Genomic DNA, 22,027 nt, shown 5'->3' with positions numbered 1-22,027 from the left:
GTTCAGGCCGCTGTTGGCCGCTTCTGGGCCTGTAATGTGTGTTTGTTGCTGTTCAATAGCTTTTGTCGCGCATGTCTGAAATGTGCGGCTTTCAATGCGTCGTCGATGTGCCGGTTTCGCCGCAGCACGCGGGACAGGCGGCGGTCGTCGAACACCAAGCAGGTTGTGGGTTCCGTGGCGATCACCGTGGCCGTCGCGGGCAGTCCAAGGCTGAAGGTCAGTTCCCCCAAAATCTCATCTGCACCGCATTGATTGATCACTTGCCCGTCTTTCAGAACCGTTGTGCGCCCTTTTAGGACGAAACCCAGAAAGTCGGTCGTCTCACCTTCTTCGATCAGGATATCCCCGGTATCGAAAGTCTGTATCACAGCCGTGTTCAGCAATCTGCGGGCCTGATGGGGTTTGAGCGAGTGCAGGTGTTGCGAGATGAATTGTCGTTCGGCCTCGGAGAAGCGCACCAGATGGCGCGAGAGGTATCCGCGCAGCAGACCGATGACCGAGATCGCGATATAGGACATCTGGATGATCGCCCCGGCCAGATTGAACTCTTCCGCCATGCTGATCAGCACGCAGCCGGCTGCCACAATGACCAGTACGGGGTAAAGCACACCGTTGCCCCGGACGATGCCGATCTGCAGCAGAAAGTAGTTCAGGATATAAAGCCCCGCCCCGAACACGCCCACCATTGTGACCAGTTGAAGGGACGTGGGGAAATCTATCGGAAAATTTAACATGAAAAAGGCCCATTCTGGGATTGAATGGGCCTTAAACTGGGGTGGGGCTGTGAACTTGTATGTGACCCGCGTCACAACATGTTCACGCTTGAGCGGGCTTTCGCCTGCGTAAAGCGGGCAGGCCGGTCCGCGCCGTCCTATTCGCCGTAGGGCACCCAGATGTTCTTGACCTCGGTCGCCGCCTGCAGGAATTGGCGCGTGTGATCCACGTTCCAATCGGTTGCCTTGGCGTTGTTGACCCATGTCCGCTTCAGGTTCCCGGCAGATACAACCTCAATCTCTTTCGACAAGTCGGTGGACGAGAACGACCAGACCGCATCCACGTTCAGGTGCGAGGCCAGCGGTTTCGCCAGTTCCGCATGGCTACCGGTCAGGATGTTGACCACGCCTGCGGGCACGTCCGAGGTTTCAAGGATCTGGTAGAAATCCGTGGCAGCCAGCGGATAGGGCTCGGACGCGGCCAGTACCACCTGGTTGCCCATCGCGATCGCCGGGGCCATGGCCGAGACCAGACCCAGCAATGGTGCCTCATCGGCGCACAGCGCGCCGATCACGCCCACGGGTTCTTTCATCGCAATCGCGACACCCCGGATCGGGACGCCATGCACCTGACCGTCATACTTGTCGGCCCATGCTGCCGCCGTGAACAGGCGCTGAATCGAGGCCTCAACCTCGGCCGCGCCGGTCTTGCCGCCGGTCATGGCGTCGATCCGCGCGGCGAATTCACCTGCGCGGGCCGAGAGGTTTTCGCCGATATAGTACAGGATCTGCGCCCTGAGGTGGCCTGTTGTCTTGGACCAGCCTTTTGCCCCTGCCGCAGCCTCGACTGCGTTGCGTACGTCCTTGCGGTTTGCCAGACCCACATGCCCCAAAAGGCCGGATTTGCCCCAAACGGGTTTGGAATAGCCGCCATCGGGTCGCGCCTGCTTGCCACCGACATACATTTTCGCGGTGCGGTCAATTGGATCGACCGGTGCACCCTCGCCGGTGGCGGCGTCGAGCTTCGTCAGCGCCTTGGTCTTGCCCTTGGGTTTGGTATAGGCGGTCAGCCCTTCCCAGCCGCCTTCGCGCCCGAACCCGCTTTCGCGTACGCCGCCAAACCCGGCGGCGGCGTCGAACAGGTTGGTCGCATTCACCCAGACCACGCCCGCAACAAGTTTCGGCGCAATATCCAGCGCGAGGTTCACATTCTCGGTCCAAACCGTCGCGGCCAGCCCGTAGCGGGTGTTATTGGCCAGCTCGACCGCCTCGGACGGGGTGCGGAAGGTGGATGACACCAGAACCGGGCCAAAAATCTCTTCCTGCATCAGCGGGTCCGAGGTTTCCAACCCCGAAATCAGCGTTGGCGGGTAGTAGCAGCCATTCTCGGGCAGCGCGCTATTGGCTTGGTAGAGGTCACCTGCGGTGTTGCTTTCGACCATACCCTTGATGGTCTGCAACTGAACCGGGTCCACGACCGCGCCGACGTCGATGCATTTGTCCAGCGGATCACCGATGCGCAAGCCGTCCATCCGGGCGCGCAGTTTGGCATGAAAGCGATCAGCGATCCCTTCCTGCACTAGCAGGCGGGACCCTGCACAGCAGACCTGCCCCTGATTGAACCAGATCGCGTCAACCAGCCCTTCGATGGCTGAATCAATATCGGCATCGTCAAACACGATATAGGCGGACTTCCCGCCCAGCTCTAACGTCAGCTCCTTGCCTGAACCCGCCGTCGCCTCGCGGATACGCCGCCCCACAACCGTCGAGCCGGTGAAGGCGATCTTATCCACATCCGAGGCCACGATCATCTCGCCCACCTCGCCATCGCCGGTGACGATATTGACCACGCCCTTGGGCAGCCCGGCTTGTGAGCAGATATCGGCAAACAGCAGCGCGGTAAGTGAGGTGTATTCGGCGGGTTTCAGAACCACTGTGTTCCCCATCGCCAAAGCGGGGGCCACCTTCCAAGCGAGCATCAGCAAGGGGAAGTTCCAGGGAATGATTTGACCGCACACACCCAAGGCCTGCGCGTCGGGCAGTTCGCTTTCCATCAACTGCGCCATGCCTGCGTGATAGTAGAAATGCCGCTGGACCAGAGGGATGTCGATGTCGCGCGATTCCCGGATCGGTTTGCCGTTATCAAGGCTTTCCAGCACGGCGAACAGGCGCGAATGTTTCTGCAACAGCCGCGCAATGGCATAGAGGTATCGTGCACGGCCAGCACCGCCCAGTTTCTCCCACTTGGGCTGAGCTTTGCGGGCGGCGGCAACGGCGGCGTCCACGTCACTCTGCTTGGCTTGGGTCAGCTTGGCCAGAACCTCTCCGGTCGCGGGGTTGCGGCTTTCGAACCCTTTGCCCGGCTTGGTGAAGGCGCCGTCAATATAGTGGCCGAACTTGCCACCCTGATCGACTAGCCATGCCAAAGCCTCGGCAGCGCTTTCGGGGGCGGGGCCGTAATCCATGGTCTCGAAGATTTCTTTGACTGTCATTGTTCTTTCCTCAGCCCATGGAGTGACGGTAGCCGGCAGAGTATGCCCCGGTGACATAGTGTTCCAACTGTCGTTCAATATCGCCCAGCAGCGATGAAGCGCCAAAGCGGAACAGGTCTGGCTCCAGCCAGCGGTCGCCCAGCTCATCCTTGATCAGTGACAGGTAAACCAGCGCATCCTTGGCCTTGGAAATCCCGCCTGCAGGTTTATACCCAACCCGATACCCGGTACGGTCATAGTAGTCACGGATCGCGCGGATCATCACAAGGGTGACGGGCAACGTGGCGTTGACGCTTTCCTTGCCGGTCGACGTCTTGATGAAATCCGCCCCCGCCATCATGCACACGACCGAAGCGCGTGCGACGTTGCGCAGGCTGCCCAGCTCTCCGGTCGCGAGGATGGCTTTGACGTGGGCATCACCGCAGGCGGTTCGGAATGCCTTCATCTCGTCATACAAAGCCTGCCAGTCGCCTGACAGAACGTGGCGGCGAGAGATGACGATGTCGATCTCTTCGGCCCCTGCTTTGACGCTTTCTTCAATCTCAGCCACGCGCAGGTGAAATGGCGACAAACCCGCTGGAAACCCGGTTGAGACGGCAGCGACCGGGATGCCGGTGCCTTTCAGCGCATCCACGGCGGTTTCGACCATATCATGATAGACGCAGACGGCCCCCGTGGTGATCGGCGGCATATCCATCGCCTGCAGCAGCGCGGGTGCGACCGGCTGACGGGCCTTGGCGCACAGACGGCGCACACGCCCCACGGTATCGTCACCGGACAGCGTCGTCAGGTCGATCATCGTGATCGCCTTCAACAGCCAAGCGGCCTGATAGTCTTTTTTCACCGACCGTCGGCCCGGCAGGGTCGCGGCGCGGCGTTCGATTGCCGAGGTGTTGGCCTGAACCCCCCGAACCCATTCTAGGTCCAGATCCATTCCAGGGTTCCGGGGCTCGGTCACTTGTGGCAGATGCGCGGTGCGCACGGGGCTGTCTGAGCTCTGCGTATCCATCTTCACATCCTTTGGGAAGTTTGCGCCAAAATCGCACGGGTTGCGCCTAAATGGAAGGCGTGGCGGCCGCCAGAGTGTTATTTTTTTGACCAGTTGGACAAAAATAGAGGCTTTTCTTGCGAATAATTCGCAATAGCGTTGACTTAGTTGCGAATGGTTCGCATATTTAGGCTTAAGGGGATAGAAAACCGGGGTCACACTATGATTCGTCGTACCTTTTTTGCAGCGCTGGCATTTGCCGCTGTACTGCCCGTTACGGCATGGGCCGAGGCACCGCTGAAGGTGGTGGCAACTACGGGTATGATTGCAGACGCCGTTCGTCAGGTTGGCGGTGATGAGGTCGACGTCAAAGGCCTGATGGGTCCGGGCGTGGACCCGCACGCCTATCGTCAGACCCGAAGCGATATCGTTGCCATGACCCGCGCTGACCTCATTCTGTGGCACGGGCTGTATCTTGAAGCGCAGATGGAGGACTTCTTCCACGATCTGGGCCGCACGCGCCCTGTCGTGGCGGTGGCCGAAGGGGTCGATCCATCCAAGCTGCGGGCGCATGACGACTACGCCGACAAGTTCGACCCGCATGTTTGGATGAGCCCGGCCCTGTGGCGCGACGTGGTGGTCGAGGTGCAGGCGGCCCTGACCGAAGCGCGCCCCGAGGCCGCTGGCCATTTTGCAAGTAACGCTCAGGTACATCTGGCTGAGATTGAACAGTTGGAAGCCTATGCTGCTGAGGCCCTTGCCTCTGTTCCCGAAAACAACCGCGTGCTGGTCACAGCGCATGATGCGTTTGGCTATTTTGGGGCTGAATATGGCTATGAGGTGATGGGTATTCAGGGGATATCAACCCAGTCTGAGGCTGGCCTGAACCGGATTGGTGAGCTGGTCGATACGCTGGTGGATCAACAGCTTGGGGCGGTATTCGTCGAAAGCTCGGTCTCTGACCGGTCGATGCGCGCCCTGATCGAAGGTGCTGCTGCACAGGGTCATGAGGTTGGTGTGGGCGGCGAACTATTCTCGGACGCCATGGGCGAGCCGGGAACTTATGAAGGCACCTATGTTGGGATGTTGGATCACAATATCACCGTGATTGCCGGGGCGCTGGGTGCGGATGTGCCCGACCGCGGCATGAACGGAAAGCTGTCTGCGGGGTTTTGAGTGATGCTGGAACTGGCCGCTGATCAGGGTGTTTCGATACCGGAGGACAGTCTTGACGACAGCCCGTTGGCAATCCGGGGTCTGACAGTCTCATACGGCCAGAAACCTGCGGTTTTTTCTGTGGATATGACGGTTCAGCCGGGCGCGATGACCGCGATTATCGGGCCTAACGGCGCGGGCAAGTCCACCCTGCTTAAGGCGGCTTTGGGCATTGTCTCGCCCTTGTCCGGTCAGGTGACGGTGTTTGGCAAGCCGCTGGACAAACAGCGCGAACGGATCGCTTATGTCCCACAGCGGGCGAGTGTCGATTGGGATTTTCCAGCCCGTGTGATCGACGTGGTGCTGATGGGGCTGTCCGGTCAGTTGGGGCTGCTTGGTCGGGTGCGGTTTCGTCACATATCGCGGGCGATGGACTGTCTGCACCGGGTGGGAATGCGCGACTTTGCCGATCGTCAGATCGGTCAGTTGTCGGGCGGCCAGCAACAGCGCGTCTTTCTGGCACGCGCCTTGGCTCAGGACGCAGAGCTTTACCTGCTGGACGAGCCGTTCGCAGGCGTTGATGCGGCCACAGAAAAGGCGATCATAGCGGTGTTGAAAGACCTGAAAACAGCCGGCAAGACGGTTGTTGCCGTGCATCATGACCTGGCGACCATCACGGATTATTTTGACCACGTCTTCCTGATCAATACACGCAAAGTCGCCGAAGGCCCTGTGGCCGAGGCATTCACCGCCGAAACGCTGCAATCTGCGTACGGAGGCCGCCTTGCGACCGCTCAGATCGACCAGATTTCGCGCGCGCTGGGGTAGACATGCTTTGGGATGCCCTGACCCTGCAGCTTGGCTATAACGCCACGCTGGTCGCCATCGGTGCGACTTTGCTGGGTATTTCGGCAGGGGTCACCGGAACGTTTCTATTCCTAAGAAAACGTGCGCTTGTCAGCGATGCCATTAGCCATGCGACCCTGCCGGGCGTGTGTCTGGCGTTCATGGTTCTGGTCGCGCTTGGCGGCGATGGTCGCAACCTGATCGGTCTGCTGGTTGGGTCAGCCTTGTCCGCATGGGTGGGCCTTCTGTGCATGAACTGGTTGACCCGGCACACAAGACTGGCCGAGGACGCCGCGATCGGTGCAGTTCTGTCCGTGTTCTTTGGGTTTGGTATCGTCCTGCTTACGGTGATTCAGACGATGGGTGTGGGCCGTCAGGCGGGGCTGGAAGGGTTCTTGCTGGGCTCGACTGCGGGCATGTTGTGGGCTGACGCCATGATTATCGCGATCGGCGGCGCGGCAACACTGGCTTTGGTGATGATCATTCGCCGCCCCATGACACTGGTGGCGTTTGACGCCGAATATGCGGCGGCCCGCGGGCATGTTGTGCATCGCATTGACCTGGCAATGATGGGGCTGGTCATGGCCGTGACGGTCGTGGGGTTGAAGATCGTCGGGTTGATTCTGATCGTCGCGCTGCTGATCATTCCGCCCGTCGCCGCGCGTTTCTGGACCGAACGATCGGAACGTGTTGTGTTGCTGGCCGGGCTGGTCGGAGGGCTTTCGGGATATCTGGGCGCGGCGCTTTCAGCCTCGACCCCCAATCTACCAACCGGTCCGATCATTGTTCTGGTCAGCTTTGCCTTGTTTGCAATATCCCTTTTGCTTGCGCCGGTTCGGGGCGTACTGGCGGCTGTTTTGCGGCATCTCAGCTTCCAACGCAGGGTCCATATTCGACAGGGGCTTTTGGCGCTGGCGCAGGGACAAAATATCTACGAGCCGTTAACGCTCCGACTGTTACGCAGCGCGGGGCTGGTCCGGGCCGATGGGGTTGCAACCGAGGCGGGCAGGGCGCGCGCTGCAAAGGCGCTGCGCGACGAAAAACGGTGGGAGATCGTCCGGGCGGATCAGGCGCATGAGGCCACGGCTGCCCTGTACGATGGGTTGCGCGACATTGAAACTGTTCTGACCCGAGATCAGATCACCGAAATCGACCGTCAGATCGGTGACCCGAGGGGAGTGACCCCATGAGCGGAGAAGAATTCGTCCCCCTGTCCCTGACGCCATTGCTGATCGGAACTTTTGCGGCCATCGCCTGCGCCTTGCCGGGCAACTTTCTGGTGCTGCGTAAGCAGGCTCTGATCGGTGACGCAATCAGCCATGTAGTTCTACCCGGCATCGTTGTGGCCTTTTTGCTGACCGGAGCGATTTCGACATGGCCCATGATGCTGGGTGCCGCAGGCGCTGCGGTGGTGGCGGTTATCATGATCGAGGCGATCCGCAGGCTGGGTCAGATTGAATCCGGTGCCGCAATGGGGGTCGTTTTTACCACAATGTTTGCGGCCGGGGTGCTGTTGCTGGAACAAACCGACACCTCGACCGTTCATCTGGATGTCGAACATGCATTGTACGGGAACCTTGAAAGCCTGATCTGGTTGGACGCGGTGGGATGGGCGTCTGTGTGGGATATTCAAGCGCTCGCGGGGCTGCCGCCTGAATTGCCCCGTATCGCGCTGACATTGGCAGGTGTCTGCTTGTTCACCTGGCTGTTCTGGCGACCGCTCAAGATCTCTACCTTCGACGAAGGGTTTGCCCGAACGATCGGTATCAGGACCGGAGCGCTTGGCATGGCTCTGGTGATCGTTGCGGCGATTGCGGCCGTTGCGGCGTTTGATGCCGTGGGTTCGATCATCGTGATCGCGATGTTCATTTGCCCCCCGGCGGCGGCGCGCATGATGACCAACCGGTTGGAAACCCAGATCGCTTGGAGCATCGTTTTCGCGGTTATTTCGGCTGTCGCGGGTTATGTACTGGCGGGGTACGGGCCATTATGGCTGGGCGCTGTAGATGCCGTCAGCGCGGCGGGAATGATCGCAACGGTTTCGGGTTTGATCCTTGCTTGCACCGCGATTTGGGGCCCCTGTCGAACGCGGACCGGCGCACCCGGTTCGACTTGACTAGGCGTGATCTTGCTATGTGAGGATGCGGCCTTTCGGCTGATCTCCGCCCACCAAATGACCCCGACCAGAGTTTAAGAGTCACATGCGTTTCATCGTGCTACGAACCAATCATTGCTAAAGGACGTCCACCACTCACAATGGTTCGTTCGGACAATCGCGGCGATGTTCGCCGCCTCTCTGTGACACGGCGCGATTGTTCGAACGCCCCCTCGCCCCCCCTATAATCCGGTCCTCAAACCTGTGGCAGAATCGTCTGCGACTGTGCTAGGTCTAGGGGTATGGCGCAGGCAAACCCCAATATCAGCGAAACTCGACCCGTAATTCGACAGCTCGACGATGCTGCGATCAATCGCATCGCGGCGGGTGAGGTGGTCGAGCGGCCAGCCTCTGCCGTGAAAGAACTGGTTGAGAACGCAATCGACGCGGGATCGTCGCGCATCGCCGTTGATTTTGCCGATGGTGGCAAGACTTTAATCCGAGTCACCGATGACGGATGTGGGATTTCCGGCAAGGATCTGCCGCTGGCTTTGTCTCGTCATGCCACGTCCAAAATCGACGGATCGGACCTGTTGAACATTCATACTTTCGGGTTCCGGGGCGAGGCGCTGCCGTCACTGGGCGCGGTGGGGCGGCTGACAATCACCAGCCGCGTTTCAGGGGCCGAGGCCGCTTCGATCCACGTTGCGGGCGGCAAGACAGAGGCCGTGAAGCCCGCCGCGTTGCGTGCGGGGACGGTGGTTGAACTGCGCGACCTGTTCTTTGCCACGCCCGCACGTCTGAAATTCATGCGCACCGATAGGGCCGAGGCGCAGGCCATCACGGACTTCGTCAAGCGGCTGGCGATGGCCGAGCCTGCGATAACCTTTACCCTGCGCGATGCCTCGGGCGGGGGTGAGGGGCGCGTGACGTTCCGCGCTGACCGCGAGAACGGTGACCTGTTTGATGCCCTGCACGCCCGTCTGGCCCGGGTCATAGGGCGCGAATTTGCCGAGAACGCCCTGCAGATCGACGCCACGCGTGAAGGGATACGCCTTTATGGGTATGCCGCTCTGCCGACCTATTCGCGGGGCGCGGCGGTGGCGCAGTACCTGTTCGTCAATGGCCGCCCGGTGCGCGACAAGATGCTGACTGGGGCGCTGCGGGCAGCGTATTTCGATTTTCTCAGCCGCGACCGTCACCCGGCAGCGGCTTTGTTCATCGACTGTGACCCGACGCTGGTGGATGTGAACGTCCATCCCGCGAAATCCGAGGTCCGGTTCCGCGATCCCGGCGTGGCGCGCGGGCTGATCGTTTCGGCCCTGCGGCACGCGCTGGCCGAGGCGGGACATCGCGCATCCTCGACCGTGGCGAATGCGACTCTGGGTGCGATGCGGCCGGAACCCGCGCTGCCCGCGCAACCCGCCCCGGCGCGGGTGTATCAGATGGACCGCCCCTCGTCCGCCGCGCGACAAGTGGCGTATCAGGCCCAAGCGCCCGGTTTTGCGGAGCTGTCGCAGGACTACAGCGGCAGTATTGTGGAACCTGCGCCCGTGGCCAAAGAAGAACCCCCAGCGCAGGATTTGCCCTTGGGCGCGGCGCGCGGTCAGGTGCATGAGAACTACATCATCGCTCAGACTGCCGATGGCATGGTGATCGTCGACCAGCACGCAGCGCATGAGCGGTTGGTTTATGAAAAGCTCAAACACCAAATGGCGGAAAATGGCGTGGCTGCGCAGGCGCTGCTGATCCCCGAGATCGTGGAACTGTCCGAAGGCGATTGCGCCCGCCTGATGGCCGTGGCCGATGACCTGTCACGCCTTGGCCTGACGCTGGAACCTTTTGGTGGCGGGGCCATTGCCGTGCGCGAAACCCCTGCCATTCTGGGTGAGGTCGATGCCCGCGCGATGATCCTGGATATCCTCGACGAGCTGGCCGATCAGGGCGAAAGCCAGACGGTGCAGGCGCGGATCGAGGCGATCCTCAGCCGCGTCGCTTGCCATGGTTCAATCCGGTCGGGCCGCCGGATGCGGGCCGAGGAGATGAACGCCCTGCTGCGCGAGATGGAAGCGACGCCCCATTCCGGACAGTGCAACCACGGGCGGCCAACCTATGTGGAACTGAAACTGGCTGATATCGAACGTTTGTTCGGACGCAGTTGAACCCACCGCGCGCGTGCGGTATGAAGAATAAAACAAGAACATCCGAGGCGACATGATCGAGATTGCTGGCACAGAAGTTGCGTTGAACGACCCCGTGATCCTGATCGGGGGCGGGGTGGTGGCGCTGATCCTGCTGTTGTTGTTCCTGTCTTTGCGTGCCGCCAATCGCTCGGCGCGGATGGCAGAACCGTTGGCGCGGCAGATGGCGCATCTGGGACAGAATGTGCAGCAGTTGGGCCAAGGGCAGGAGCAGTTGCGCGGCGGCTTGCAGCATGTCTCGGACACGCAGGCAAATGCGCAGGTTCAGGTGATCCAGACTGTCGAGGCGCGGCTTTCCTCGGTGCAACAGCAGATGAATGACAGGTTGGCGGACAACGCGATGAAATCCGCCCGCGCGCTGGCCGAGATGCAGGAGCGGATGAAGGAATCACTACATGGGTCGTCAAAGCAGACTGCGACCTCTCTGACGCAATTGCAGGAACGACTGGCGGCGATCGACAAGGCGCAGGACAATATCACTAAGCTGTCGGGCGATGTGCTGTCGCTGCAGGACATTCTGTCGAACAAACAACGACGCGGGATGTTCGGTGAGATTCAGCTAAACGACATCGTCTCGAAGGCGCTGCCTGCTGACAGCTATTCGTTGCAGGCCACGTTGTCGAACGGCAAGCGGGCAGATTGTCTGATCCATTTGCCCAACCCGCCCGGACCCATTGTCATCGACGCAAAATTTCCGCTGGAGGATTTCGAAGCGCTAGCGGCCGCGCAAACCAAAGCCGACGTTGAAAGGTGCTTGAAGGCATTTGGTGCCGCTGTGAAGGTCCACATCAAGGCGATTTCAGAAAAGTACATTCTGGACGGTGAAACTGCCGATGGTGCGCTGATGTTCGTTCCGTCCGAGGCGATTTATGCCGAGTTGCACGCACGTCTTCCCGATGTGGTCCGCGATGGCTTTGCCGCGCGCGTCTGGATCGTATCCCCCACCACCTGCATGGCGACGCTAAACACCATGCGCGCGATCCTGAAAGACGCCCGAATGCGGGAACAGGCGGGGGCCATCCGCAAGGAACTGGGAATGCTGCACAAGGATGTGGAACGCCTGGGCGACCGCGTGGCCAATCTGGACCGTCACTTTGGGCAGGCAGCCAAGGATATCTCGGACATCAAGATCAGCGCCGAAAAAGCCGGGCGTCGCGCGCAGCGTCTGGACAATTTTGATTTCGAGGAACTCGCGCCAGAGGAACACGCCAACGTGGTGCCGCTTGGTAAAAGTGAGGCTTAAACGCTACTGGATCGAAAGGTCCAGATTGTACCCAACGGTCTTGTCGGTGTCACGGTCATTGCCCATGAGGTAGACGCGGATCGTGTAATCTCCGTCCTCAGGCAGTTCAACCCGCGCGGTATTTCCGTTGATGGACCCGTTATAAATCGCGGCACCGTCACTGCCCGGGGGCAGGATGTTAAAATAAATTACGCCATACCCGTTGGTGTCGCTGACCTGAAGCTCTGAGAACAGTTCCTGCCCGGCCTTCGCACCCAGTCGGTAGTCAAAATATTCGTTGCCCGTAACGGTTCCGTTGACCATCGTGCCATAGTTGCCTGTTTCGAACTTCACGTCGGCAACGCTCTGGGCGCTGGCAGATGTGGCGAAACCGATACAGGCAAGTGTCAGGGCAAGTGCTTTCATGAATACATCCTCCGATTGCAGGGTCGAAGTCTCAGTATAGCACAAAACGGCGACGCAGATCAGATTCGCAGAAAGGGTTGGAAAAGGCGCGGCATAAGTTTGTTGAATTTCAGCGGTGCATCCGTCACGGCCAGGCAAATACAATCCTCAGAGATATCTGCGGTTGGCGTGTGATGCAGGTCTTCATCCGCAATCTCGACATCACCGCGCGCAAAGTGATCGACTTCGTCCGAGAATGCCCCTTGCAGGACCATTGTCAGTTCCATGCCGTTGTGGCTGTGGTCGGGTACAGCAGCCCCTGCCGGGATAAATAGCAATCGGGCTGTGGCTTCGCGGGTTGTGGGCAGGATCGCCTGTTTGACGCCCATCCCAATCGCGCGCCACTGGATGGCATTCACGTCACCGCCCACATAATCCTGTAGTGGTGCGGGAAGCACGGAACAGCCGGGCCGAGCAGGCTTGGCAATCGGCGCGCCATTGGCGATCAGCGCCATGGTTGCGGCCAGTGAACCGTCGCTCAGCGAAACGCTATCGTCCTGATCCTGTAGGACGCACCCGCCAACGGCCTCAAAGCTTTCGGCGCGCGCGCGGCAATGGTCACACAGGGACAGGTGCGTTGCGACCATCAGGTCGAATGCTTCTGGCAGGCCGCCTGCGGCATACGCCATCAGCAGGTCATCTGTCAGGTGATGTTTGATCTTGTTGCTCATCGTCATCATCTCAGTTCATCGCGTGGCGCAAGCGGTCCAGCGCCAGCCGTATACGTGATTTGATCGTTCCCAGCGGCAACCCGGTCTGAGACGCAATCTCCCGGTGACTCAGGTCGCCGAAATACGCCTTTTCGATCAGTTCTCTCTGCGCTTGTGGCAACGCTGACAATGCGTTGCGCAATTGCGCGGTTTCCTGTTGCAACGAAATGACGTCGAGTTGTTCTGGTTCAGCCTCGGGACCCCAACCCAGATCTTCGGGTTCCGGCCGCCGTTGCTTGCGCAGGACGTCAATGCGTTTGTTCCGTGCGATCGTGAAGACCCAAGTGGCCACGGTCGCGCGCGAGGGGTCGAAAAGATGCGCCTTGTGCCACAAGGTCGCCATCACCTCTTGCGCGCATTCCTCGGACATCGCCGCATCAGATCCCGATTTCATCAGGAACGCCTTGATACGTGGCGCAAAGTATTGGAACAGCTCGGCAAAGGCCGCCTGATCCTGCGCATCCCGAATGCGGGTTACGTGTTCAACCCACTCGGTCTTGGTATTGCAACTGCCGTTTGCTTCGTTCACCGGCCTGCCCCTGACACGTTCTTTCGCGTGCCAGGTTTTTGCTAGGGGCCCGTCGGCCACCGGTTCATCCAAGCTCGCGGTATCGATCTCGGTAAACATAACCACATTACGCGGGCCTGCCCAAGGTGGATCAGTTTCTGCAGCAAATAATAATCCATATGGGCGTACGTTTCGTAGAATATCTGTATAAGGTTTAAGGAAAAGACCGCCGTTTGAACGGTTTACAGTCAGAATGGAAAAGGCCGCATGAACCGGGTCGATCACATTGCAGGGCATACGTTTCACGGCCGCAAAGGGTCGATTGAAAACGCTTTTCGCTATTCTGTCGACTACATCCTGCTGGACCCGGAAAACACCGGTCCCACGCCCGCGTTGTTCACCGTCAACGGGGCAAACGTGACGAACTGGCGGGATCGCGATCACGGCGGAGAACCCGGCAAAGGGCGCGGTGCCGCGTGGCTGCGTGAACAGTTCCATGACCTTGGCGTCACGCAGCCGAACCGGATCATGCTATTGACCCAGCCGCGCGTTTTCGGTCACGTGTTCAACCCCGTTAGTTTCTGGTTCTGTTTTGATGCGGAAGACGTGCTTTATGCCGTTGTGGCCGAAGTGACCAATACCTATGGCACGCGCCACAGCTATCTGTGCCACAACCCAAATTTTGCGCCAATTCAGCCTTCGGACCGGATCGTGGCGGACAAGCTGATGCATGTGTCACCGTTCCAGAAGATCGAAGGTGCTTATACGTTCCGATTTGACTACCGCGCGGACAGGGTCGGCGTGTGGATAGATTACGGGCGAAAGAACGGTGGGTTGATTGCAACGCTTACCGGCCCGCGTGCTGCGCTGACGGACCGGACGATCCTTTGGTCGTTGATACGCAGACCGTTCGGCGCGCGACGCGCTTTTGCCCTGATCGTGTGGCAGGCGCTGAAACTGAAACTGAAAAAGGCCCGGTTTCGTCCGTTTCGCTCTGCCCCTGTCCCGGATCATGCAGTCTCGCGGGTCCGCGAGCCATAAGCCCGGGTTGTTTGCGTAAGATCAAAGACTCAGGTCCCGGCAGCGTGTTTGTGGTAGGTTGGAAACCGCGAACACGAAGGAGTTGGGCCATGTTGGAAATCTCGGCAAGAAAAGTCGCTCAGGTCGCCATGATGGGGCGCGAACTGGACCGGGCCGAGGGCGAATTGCGCGCTTTCATCGATCGGATGAGCGAGGATGAGCAGGCCGAACTGGTTGCCGTCATGTGGATCGGGCGCGAGAGCTTTTTCGCCGAAGATCTGGCCGAGGCCATCGCAACCGCTAAGGCCGAGGCATCAACACCCTGCGCGGATTACCTGATCGGAACGCCGCACCTGTCAGACCATCTTGAGAATGGTTTGGATTCGTTGGGTATCTCGGCTGAAGATGTTGAAAATGACCTGATGTGACGGTCTAGGGCGCGGGAAATACCTTCTGATGGCCTGAGTTCATTCGCAAAATTCGCGGCGTTCAGGTACGCTTGCCCCCAAATGCCTTGAGAAAGAAAGGGTTTTTGGTGCGCACAGTGCTGGTCACAGTGGTGGCTTTGGTGTTTCTGGCAGGCAGCCTGGCTGGTCCGCGCCCGTCGGCCGCGTGCCCGGTTTGCATAACGCTGCCGGAATACTCATTGGCAGATCGTGTATTGTCCGCCCGCGTTATCGTTCTGGCTGTACCGGCTTTGGACAACCCGTTCAGTTATTCACCCGTGTCAATTCTGAAGGGCACGTCAGAACAGCTTTCCGCATTGCCGGAAATTCCCTTTCTGGTCGACAGCGTGACCCGATCCGCGTTTCGCGCTGATCCCGGCAGACGGGTGTTGATGATTTACGGTGCAGGATATCCGGACAAGGCCGGACGTAGCCTGTCCACCGGCTGGAGCAAAGGCTTCTTGATGACGCCCGAGCGCGCGAATTTCCTGGAGGCGATACGCCATCAAGGTGCGTCCTGGGGTTTTGGAAAAACCGACGACCCATCGCGCGTCGCTTTTTTTGGTTCGTATCTTGGGCATGAGGATGCGTTGCTGCGAAACGCGGCTTTGATCGAGATTCATCGCGCGCCCTATGCAACGGTCCGGCAATTGCGCGATCAGGGATCCTCCGCCGCGTTGCTGCAGGAATTGCGGTCCGTGAACCGGCTGGCCTACGCGCCTGCTGTGATCCGGCTATTGGGTCTTCAGTCAGACCAGGCGGCCAAAGCCGCCGTCAGAACACGCTATCAGCGGGCGTTGGCCTCTGGCGACACGAACCTTTTTGACTGGGCGCTTGCAGGAATTGAGGTTGATGGTGCTGCTGCGATTACGGCGATTGGGGCACACCTGAAGCAGCAGAGCCTGTCCCAGGACATGAAACGCGACTTGGTCCGAGCGTTGACCGATGCCGGTACAGCCCGGTCAGAGTTTCAGGCGCAGATATTGGATATATTCAAACGCGAGTTGCAGCAGAATCCATCACTTGCCGTGTGGATTGCGCTTGCAGCGAAGTCTTGGGAAACGGACATATTGAACCCGGAACTTCGGTCGATCTTATCGGCAGAACAACTGGAGCCTGCAGCGCAGTTCCTTATTGAAAACACCTTGGTTCAGGTTGAGCGGAACTAACTCTGGGACATGCAAGTGTACCGAACGAGCGACCGAATGAACGCTATGCGGATGACTGCCTTTCCCGACCATGATGGCTGAACACCACTTGGCTTGATTGGACGTCAGACCGGAAGTCCGCAGTCCGCCCGGGTAGTGAGAGATAAAAGCGTTGAAGGCCGGGTTCGATTTCCTTAGCCATCATGGCGCAACGCTGGCACATCTTTTCGATCCGCACGTGGGATTGGCGGTCCCGCATAGCAACCACCAGATCACCGTGCGCTATTGACAGCTTTCTAAATTCCGGACTGTCGAGCACTGTTTTGTCGCCAACCAATGCATAGACCGCTTCGAGATCGGATTTGCCCTTGAGATCGACGAAACCAGCCTCAAGCATCGCCAGATCCTGCCGGGCAAGGCGGTGTACCGAGCTTGAGACCAAGATATCGTATTCGACATGGCGACAACTTTGTTCGATCCGCGCCGCGACGTTCACGACATCCCCTATGACGGTATAGTTGAACCGGCTGCGCGACCCGATATTGCCCACACAGGCCTGCCCCGTGGCGCAGCCCGTTGCCAATGCAATCGGAGGTCTGCCTCGCATAACGTCCGATGCGTTGAATTCTGTCAGTGCTTTGCGCATCAGCAGGGCGGCACGCGCTGCCCTGCAAGGGTGATCTTCAACGGGCAGGGGTGCATTCCAAAATGCCATCACTGCGTCACCGATGAATTTGTCGATTGTTCCTCGTTCCTTCAGGATCTGATCGCCCACTTGCGAGAACAGCTCGTTCAACAACGCGACAAGATCGGTGGCTGACACGGATTCCGACAAAGGCGTGAATCCCCGGATGTCCGAAAACATGACGGTAATTTCCTGCGTTTCACCACCCAGTTGCAGCCTGTGACCGGACACCTCCATCTCGTCCAGAATCTCGGGGGCGACATAGTGGGAAAAGACCTGTCGGATTTCCCGTTTTTCCCGCTCGGTCGAAACGAACAGATAACCGGCAAGCATCCCAAAATTAGCCATTCCGCCCATCAAGGGAAATGTCACATCGAAGAGGACAAGCTGGTTCTGAAAAGCCAGCCAACTGGTGCCCAGAACAACACCTGCCGCCGCACCGCCCGCAACGAATGAGGCAACCGCGCCAAAGCTGGACATAACCGCGATCACAATCAGGCCAAGCAGGACAAAGGACAAAAGCTCGAGCGCGGCGGTCACGTCAGACCGGCTCAGCATTTCGCCGGTGAATATCTGTTCCAGCATTTGGGCATGGATCGACACGCCGGGGACGGATTCCCCCAATGACGTGAGGTGCATGTCGAACAAGCCAGCCGCAGATGTCCCGATCAGAATAATCCGGCCCTCGATTTCAGCCCTCAAATCCGGATCATCCGGGGTCTGCATCACATCGTCGGCAGAGAGGTACAGCTCTGGCTGGTCATGTCTGTATCTGATCCAAACCTCGCCGTTTTCGGTCGTGGGCAGGCGAAAATCCCCCAGTTCGACAGCAAGCATGATGCCTTCTTCGTCGGACGCGCCTTCGGCAAGGATAAAAGGCGCGCCGATGGCAACCCTTAGGGCTTCGATCCCCAGGCCGGGCATGGGGCCGCTCGGGCCACCCCACAGAACTGGAACCCGTCGTACAATTCCAGTTCCCCCCAGAGGTGAGACGTTGACGCCGCCGATCCCGGCGGTGCTGCGATCAAGAGGGGCGGCGATCGGGGTCCAATAAGGAACCGAGATCAAGCCAGCGGTCGGATTTTCCCCAATTTCAATAATCCCTGCCGTTGGGCTGACCTGATTGCCTTCGTCAGACAGCCTAGCAGCCGTTCCCATGACCACGGGCCAATTGGCGACCTCCAATCCGAACAGCACGTCATAGTCCATTTTTTGCGCGTGATCTTCGACAGTCACCACGCCAGCGAGCGCCGGATCATTCAGCAACCGAACCGGAGAGTACCTGTCTGGTTCGGCAAAGAGCATGTCGAACGCAATGGCTGCGGCGCCATATTCCCCCAGATTTTCTACCATCTGGGCTAATAAGGTTCTGGGCCAAGGCCACTGGCCCCAGTTTGCCAGCGACTTTTCGTCAATGTCCAGAACCCGAACGGGCAGGTCCGGGTTGTACTCTCTGGGCATGGCGCGCTGAAGAATGTCAAAGTAAATCAGCCGCGTCATCCGCACGGGGTATGGATCCATGACCCTGATGAAGCAACCAAAAAGGATCAGGCCCAAACCCACCAAACGAAAGGCACGCCGACGAGGTGTTTTTTCTTTGGGCTTCACCTTCACGTCTGCCTCCCGACGCATTGGTTGTCGTTCTCGGGCATGTCTGTTTTTCTCTTCCGAGCTAAGGATTCTGTATGACCGTGGCTATGATCATTGTTCATCCTTCGCCTTAGTTGCCCCCAAAGTTTCCCCCATTTCCATCGGAACTGCCACTATTGGGGCCGTTGCCAGAACCTGCGCCGGCGTTGCTATCCGCGGCGTCACCGATGGTGCCGCCGTCGCCGGGTGCGCCGCCACCTCCGCCACCGATGCTGCCGCCGCTACCGGCTGCGCCGCCATTTGTACCAATGCTGCCGCCACCGCCGTCGCCGCCACCAGCACCACCGATATTCCCACCGCCACCGGTTGCACCGCCGCTATTGCCACCGATGTTTCCGCCATTACCCCTTCCGTTGTCAGGGGCCTGGCTTTTTGGTTCGGGTCGGCTTGGTGCTTCTCGGGGTGCTTCGCGCGCTGGTTCGCTGCGCTGGGGACGTGGCGACTCTGGCTCGGGTTGTGCTTCGCGTTCGCTGCGGATTTCGACCGGCTCGATCGCGTCAGACTTCGGCGTGATGGGAACAGCTTCTGCTGTGCAGCCGCCTATGTCGACCTGAAGTGGGGCCAGCAACCGCTCTTGCGACTGAATGAAGGGAAAGCCGTTCTGCAGGGCCATCTCGTATTGCTGCTGGTCGGCTGGACGCCCGACCTGACCGCTTTGCGTGGTCGCGAACAGGCTACACTGGCGTCCGGTGGAACGGCAGCTCCCGCTCAGGCTGCACATTTCGACTTTGCCCTCCAGTACCAGCATGGCGCTTTGCGTGCCGGGAACGACCCACATGTCAAAGGTTGTGCCACGGACTGCCATGGTCGCCGTTGGGGTTGTGATCGAATAGGCCCGTTTTTTGCTTTTGCCCGAGATAAACCGAAAGCTGCCGCCGAGTGCCTGAACTGCAAATGACTTGGCCTTGCGGTTGCCGCGCAGCATTGTCACATCCAGAACCATACTGGCATTCGGGCCAATCGCGATCTTTGTCTCATCGACAAAAACCAACTGAACCAATCCATTGCCATCAGTGGATATCGCGTCGCCCGAGACGACCTCCATTCCCGATTCCAATGGCTGCGAATTTCCGGCGCGTGTGATCTTGGCGCCTTGTTTAACTCCGATAACCGTCCCGATGTTGGCAATCGCCTGAACAGGCATAAGAGACACACAAAGAATAACAAATAAAACTCTGAACCAGGCCAAGCGTCTATTCCCCCAAATAGAATATGTCGTGAGCGATGTGCTCACTGCCCGGTTTGAACCTCTGAAAAATCAGTCTTTTTATTGATATGGCTTAAAATATGTCTGACCAAATATGCCTTAAACATCGTGCTTTTGGCAAGTATCCTGACTTTCTGCATGTTTTTCATTGGCTTGGGCGCATATCGAGCGGGGGCTGCTCTGCCATGCATTTGCATGTGACCCAGCTTGGAATATCAAATGAGTGTCGGTTTTTAGAAAATTGGCGAAGGGCAGGAAAATCGCCTTGTATCTGGTGCGCAGGCAAGGATATACCCGCCAGCGGAGACGTGGCCGAGTGGTCGAAGGCGCTCCCCTGCTAAGGGAGTAGGCGGGAAACCGTCTCGAGGGTTCGAATCCCTTCGTCTCCGCCATCCATCCATTATAGTGGGTTGGTATGGAATGTTTAACACGACGTTTATTCATAAAAAATCAGCACTTACTGTCTCTTGGTGCCATCTTGAGTTTTACTGAATTACCTCTATTGTGATTCATTGAGTGGTATATTTTGTGGTATTTTTTTGGCTGCGTTAAGCGGAAAGCTGACAAAGAAGCTGGTAGAGAATCTCGGTCCGGGTCGGCATGGCGACGGGTCTGGCCTCTACCTTGTTGTCGATCCGTCGGGCGCACGGCGCTGGATTGTACGCGCAACAGTCAAAGGACAGAAGAACCGCAGGGGCGCACCGTTGAGAACGGACTTCGGTTTGGGCGGCGCTGATGTCGTCACTCTGAATCAAGCGCGGGAAAGAGCCCTCGAGTACCGTAGGATGGCTAACGGATATTCAGTATTGGAGGCTGCTTTCTCGCAGAAAGCAGCCTTTGGTCGACAAGCAGCACCAAAAGTTAAGCAGGCCGTTCCAAGTTTTTCCGTGTGAAAGTTTTATCAAAGAATTTTTGAGTAATTCATATCCCGCCAATCTTCGGTCTCGCATCTGGAACGATATCGCAACTGGAGCGCATCAGCCCTTACGATCACGTTGATAATCGCAACTGGGTTACCTTCAGAGGTCTATCGCCAACCGAAAGTTTGGTTGGGAACCAGAAAGCCTTCTCTCGTCCATCGCCGGATGTCCAAGCTCTGCATGGAATCTGTCGTGTCCTTCTCACCCCAGAGCCAGTGTGAACCGCAGGCTGCTAGACTGGACTCCATTCGGTCAAGCGATGATATTTCGTGAGAGGCTTCCATGCGCTAGAAACTGCCACACGACAGATTTGACTGAACCGCCGCCTGCCTATTTTAGAGAAAAAGGAAATTCATATGAAAAGATGGATTTATTCTGGGTTCGCGTTGCTGGTTTCAGCCTGCAACCCACCGTCCCAGGCTCCATTGGTAACTGATGCAAACGGTCAGACTGCCATCCAAATCAACACAAGCGGGCTTACATGTTACGAGTCGACCTGTCTGGAGATAACAAGGGGCAGCGTTCGCGCGATCGGACACAAGAGAGCGCGCATCCCAAAAGGTATCGATGTCAGCAACGGGACCGTCACCCCAGACGAGTTCAAGCGGATGCGCCAATCAGCGATGTTGGCGGGCGGACCCGGTTCTGGCAATCGGTAAACAAAGGAGAGGTCGCTATATGTTCAACGATGACGTCCAGGCACGATGCCCAGAATGCGGATCGCCAGATACGGTGATTACAGGTGAGAAAGCCGCCTGTAATGCATGTGGGTATGAGGAGACTTTTCTGCTCGATGAGGAGTTGCGCGACGGAGCGCATGAGGTTGTGGCCAACGCGCAGAGAATGGCACGGGCGAGGGACATTCTGCAGCGATGGGATTTTGCAGGGTAATTGGGTGGCTGAGGAGGTCAGAAATCCAGAAAAGTGAAAACGCGCGGTGCGGGCCTTTCAGGGGCGAACCGACGGCCGCGCTCCGAAGGCGAAAGATTTTTTCATCCTTTTAGATGGGCGTAGAATTGGTCAGGAAGAGCTCTACAAGGGTCACTCCGCTGCGACTTGCTCGGCAAGGCCCAAGCGCTTCACTCTGCGCGCGCTGCGCTGTAATCCTCGTCTGAGACATGCTCCATCCAATCCGCAGTCTTGCCCTCGACAGACGTCTGCACAGCCAGATGGGTCATCGCACAGTCTGGCGATGCGCCGTGCCAATGCCGCTCTCCCGGCGCGAACCACACCGTATCGCCAGGGCGCAACACCTGCGCTGGCTGCCCCTCAGATCCTGCCAGCCCCAAGCCCGACAAAACATGCAGCGTTTGACCGGCAGGATGCGTGTGCCAAGCTGTCCGTGCACCTGGCTCAAAAGTCACAGTGAGGATCTTGACCGGCGAGGGATCATTCCCTGTAACAATAGGATCAAAGCGGACCGTGCCGGTGAAATACTCATTTCCGGGAATTTGAGAGGGCCGGTCCCCGGCATGGTGAATTTTCATGATTTTCTCCTTAGTTGCGCTGCTCTTGGGGACTTAGCAGAGTTCCGATTACAAACCCAGAAGCGGGCC

At 58.5% G+C, this 22,027-nt stretch carries 19 protein-coding genes and 1 tRNA gene; 11 read left to right on the top strand and 9 right to left on the bottom strand.

Going from position 1 to position 22,027, the window contains the following annotated elements; translation table 11 throughout:
- Positions 1-2: 2 nt before the first annotated feature.
- The 3 genes from RUESEDTHA_RS05575 to deoC all read right to left on the bottom strand — a co-directional run bounded on the left by RUESEDTHA_RS05575 (position 3) and on the right by deoC (position 4,214).
- The gene (locus tag RUESEDTHA_RS05575; protein WP_180885130.1) at positions 3-734 is read right to left on the bottom strand and encodes a Crp/Fnr family transcriptional regulator; all 732 of its coding nucleotides are present in this window, start codon (positions 732-734) and stop codon (positions 3-5) included.
- Between the two features lie 137 nt (positions 735-871).
- The gene (locus tag RUESEDTHA_RS05570; protein ID WP_180885128.1) at positions 872-3,205 is read right to left on the bottom strand and encodes an aldehyde dehydrogenase family protein; all 2,334 of its coding nucleotides are present in this window, start codon (positions 3,203-3,205) and stop codon (positions 872-874) included.
- A 10-nt stretch (positions 3,206-3,215) separates the two neighbouring features.
- The gene (deoC, locus tag RUESEDTHA_RS05565) at positions 3,216-4,214 is read right to left on the bottom strand and encodes a deoxyribose-phosphate aldolase (protein WP_180885126.1); all 999 of its coding nucleotides are present in this window, start codon (positions 4,212-4,214) and stop codon (positions 3,216-3,218) included.
- Positions 4,215-4,415: 201 nt separating this feature from the next.
- Here deoC and RUESEDTHA_RS05560 point away from each other — a divergent pair, with 201 nt between their 5' ends.
- The 6 genes from RUESEDTHA_RS05560 to RUESEDTHA_RS05535 all read left to right on the top strand — a co-directional run bounded on the left by RUESEDTHA_RS05560 (position 4,416) and on the right by RUESEDTHA_RS05535 (position 11,733).
- The gene (locus RUESEDTHA_RS05560) at positions 4,416-5,369 is read left to right on the top strand and encodes a metal ABC transporter solute-binding protein, Zn/Mn family (RefSeq protein WP_180885125.1); all 954 of its coding nucleotides are present in this window, start codon (positions 4,416-4,418) and stop codon (positions 5,367-5,369) included.
- Between the two features lie 3 nt (positions 5,370-5,372).
- Positions 5,373-6,176: a metal ABC transporter ATP-binding protein gene (locus RUESEDTHA_RS05555; RefSeq protein ID WP_180885924.1), complete on the top strand. Its 804-nt coding sequence runs from the start codon at positions 5,373-5,375 to the stop codon at positions 6,174-6,176.
- 2 nt (positions 6,177-6,178) lie between these two features.
- The gene (locus tag RUESEDTHA_RS05550) at positions 6,179-7,384 is read left to right on the top strand and encodes a metal ABC transporter permease (RefSeq protein WP_180885123.1); all 1,206 of its coding nucleotides are present in this window, start codon (positions 6,179-6,181) and stop codon (positions 7,382-7,384) included.
- A complete protein-coding gene (locus RUESEDTHA_RS05545) occupies positions 7,381-8,310 on the top strand; it encodes a metal ABC transporter permease (protein ID WP_180885121.1) in 930 nt (309 codons plus the stop codon). Before RUESEDTHA_RS05550 ends, RUESEDTHA_RS05545 begins: the two co-directional genes overlap by 4 nt.
- 281 nt (positions 8,311-8,591) lie before the next feature.
- Positions 8,592-10,451 (top strand): DNA mismatch repair endonuclease MutL, encoded by a 1,860-nt coding sequence (gene mutL / locus RUESEDTHA_RS05540; RefSeq protein WP_180885119.1) that lies wholly within the window; start codon positions 8,592-8,594, stop codon positions 10,449-10,451.
- A 52-nt stretch (positions 10,452-10,503) separates the two neighbouring features.
- Complete coding sequence (locus RUESEDTHA_RS05535; RefSeq protein ID WP_180885117.1) at positions 10,504-11,733, top strand: DNA recombination protein RmuC; 1,230 nt, start codon at positions 10,504-10,506, stop codon at positions 11,731-11,733.
- Between the two features lie 3 nt (positions 11,734-11,736).
- Here the strand turns inward: RUESEDTHA_RS05535 and RUESEDTHA_RS05530 are convergent, their stop codons facing one another.
- The 3 genes from RUESEDTHA_RS05530 to RUESEDTHA_RS05520 are packed head-to-tail and all read right to left on the bottom strand — an operon-like array spanning position 11,737 to position 13,515.
- On the bottom strand, positions 11,737-12,138 hold the full coding sequence (locus tag RUESEDTHA_RS05530; RefSeq protein WP_180885115.1) for a hypothetical protein: 402 nt from the start codon (positions 12,136-12,138) through the stop codon (positions 11,737-11,739).
- Between the two features lie 59 nt (positions 12,139-12,197).
- Positions 12,198-12,848 (bottom strand): ChrR family anti-sigma-E factor, encoded by a 651-nt coding sequence (locus RUESEDTHA_RS05525; protein WP_180885112.1) that lies wholly within the window; start codon positions 12,846-12,848, stop codon positions 12,198-12,200.
- A 10-nt stretch (positions 12,849-12,858) separates the two neighbouring features.
- Positions 12,859-13,515 carry a sigma-70 family RNA polymerase sigma factor gene (locus RUESEDTHA_RS05520; protein ID WP_180885109.1) on the bottom strand — a complete coding sequence of 219 codons (657 nt, stop codon included), beginning with the start codon at positions 13,513-13,515 and terminating at the stop codon, positions 12,859-12,861.
- Between the two features lie 147 nt (positions 13,516-13,662).
- Between RUESEDTHA_RS05520 and RUESEDTHA_RS05515 the strand changes: the two genes are divergently transcribed.
- The 3 genes from RUESEDTHA_RS05515 (at position 13,663) to RUESEDTHA_RS05505 (ending at position 16,030) form a co-directional block, all read left to right on the top strand.
- Positions 13,663-14,436 carry a DUF1365 domain-containing protein gene (locus RUESEDTHA_RS05515; RefSeq protein WP_180885106.1) on the top strand — a complete coding sequence of 258 codons (774 nt, stop codon included), beginning with the start codon at positions 13,663-13,665 and terminating at the stop codon, positions 14,434-14,436.
- Between the two features lie 89 nt (positions 14,437-14,525).
- Complete coding sequence (locus RUESEDTHA_RS05510) at positions 14,526-14,843, top strand: DUF3775 domain-containing protein (protein ID WP_171122860.1); 318 nt, start codon at positions 14,526-14,528, stop codon at positions 14,841-14,843.
- A gap of 107 nt (positions 14,844-14,950) precedes the next feature.
- Entirely contained in the window at positions 14,951-16,030 is a 1,080-nt protein-coding gene (locus RUESEDTHA_RS05505) for a hypothetical protein (protein WP_180885104.1), read from the top strand.
- A 43-nt stretch (positions 16,031-16,073) separates the two neighbouring features.
- On the opposite strand, the gene RUESEDTHA_RS05500 is transcribed toward RUESEDTHA_RS05505, so the two are convergent.
- Positions 16,074-18,308 (bottom strand): CHASE2 domain-containing protein, encoded by a 2,235-nt coding sequence (locus RUESEDTHA_RS05500; protein ID WP_255431628.1) that lies wholly within the window; start codon positions 18,306-18,308, stop codon positions 16,074-16,076.
- A 106-nt stretch (positions 18,309-18,414) separates the two neighbouring features.
- Positions 18,415-19,488: a FecR domain-containing protein gene (locus RUESEDTHA_RS05495; protein WP_219635816.1), complete on the bottom strand. Its 1,074-nt coding sequence runs from the start codon at positions 19,486-19,488 to the stop codon at positions 18,415-18,417.
- Positions 19,489-19,853: 365 nt separating this feature from the next.
- On the opposite strand from RUESEDTHA_RS05495, the gene RUESEDTHA_RS05490 reads away from it, so the two are divergent.
- Positions 19,854-19,943 (top strand) — tRNA-Ser (locus RUESEDTHA_RS05490).
- Positions 19,944-20,063: 120 nt separating this feature from the next.
- Positions 20,064-20,444 (top strand): Arm DNA-binding domain-containing protein, encoded by a 381-nt coding sequence (locus tag RUESEDTHA_RS05485; RefSeq protein ID WP_370456764.1) that lies wholly within the window; start codon positions 20,064-20,066, stop codon positions 20,442-20,444.
- A gap of 1,106 nt (positions 20,445-21,550) precedes the next feature.
- Here RUESEDTHA_RS05485 and RUESEDTHA_RS05480 read toward each other — a convergent pair.
- On the bottom strand, positions 21,551-21,958 hold the full coding sequence (locus RUESEDTHA_RS05480) for a cupin domain-containing protein (RefSeq protein ID WP_180885098.1): 408 nt from the start codon (positions 21,956-21,958) through the stop codon (positions 21,551-21,553).
- Positions 21,959-22,027: the final 69 nt, after the last annotated feature.

Origin of the sequence: Ruegeria sp. THAF57 (genome assembly GCF_903914075.1) — a bacterium.
Classification (GTDB): domain Bacteria; phylum Pseudomonadota; class Alphaproteobacteria; order Rhodobacterales; family Rhodobacteraceae; genus Ruegeria.
This window is presented reverse-complemented; position numbering and strand designations above follow the sequence as displayed.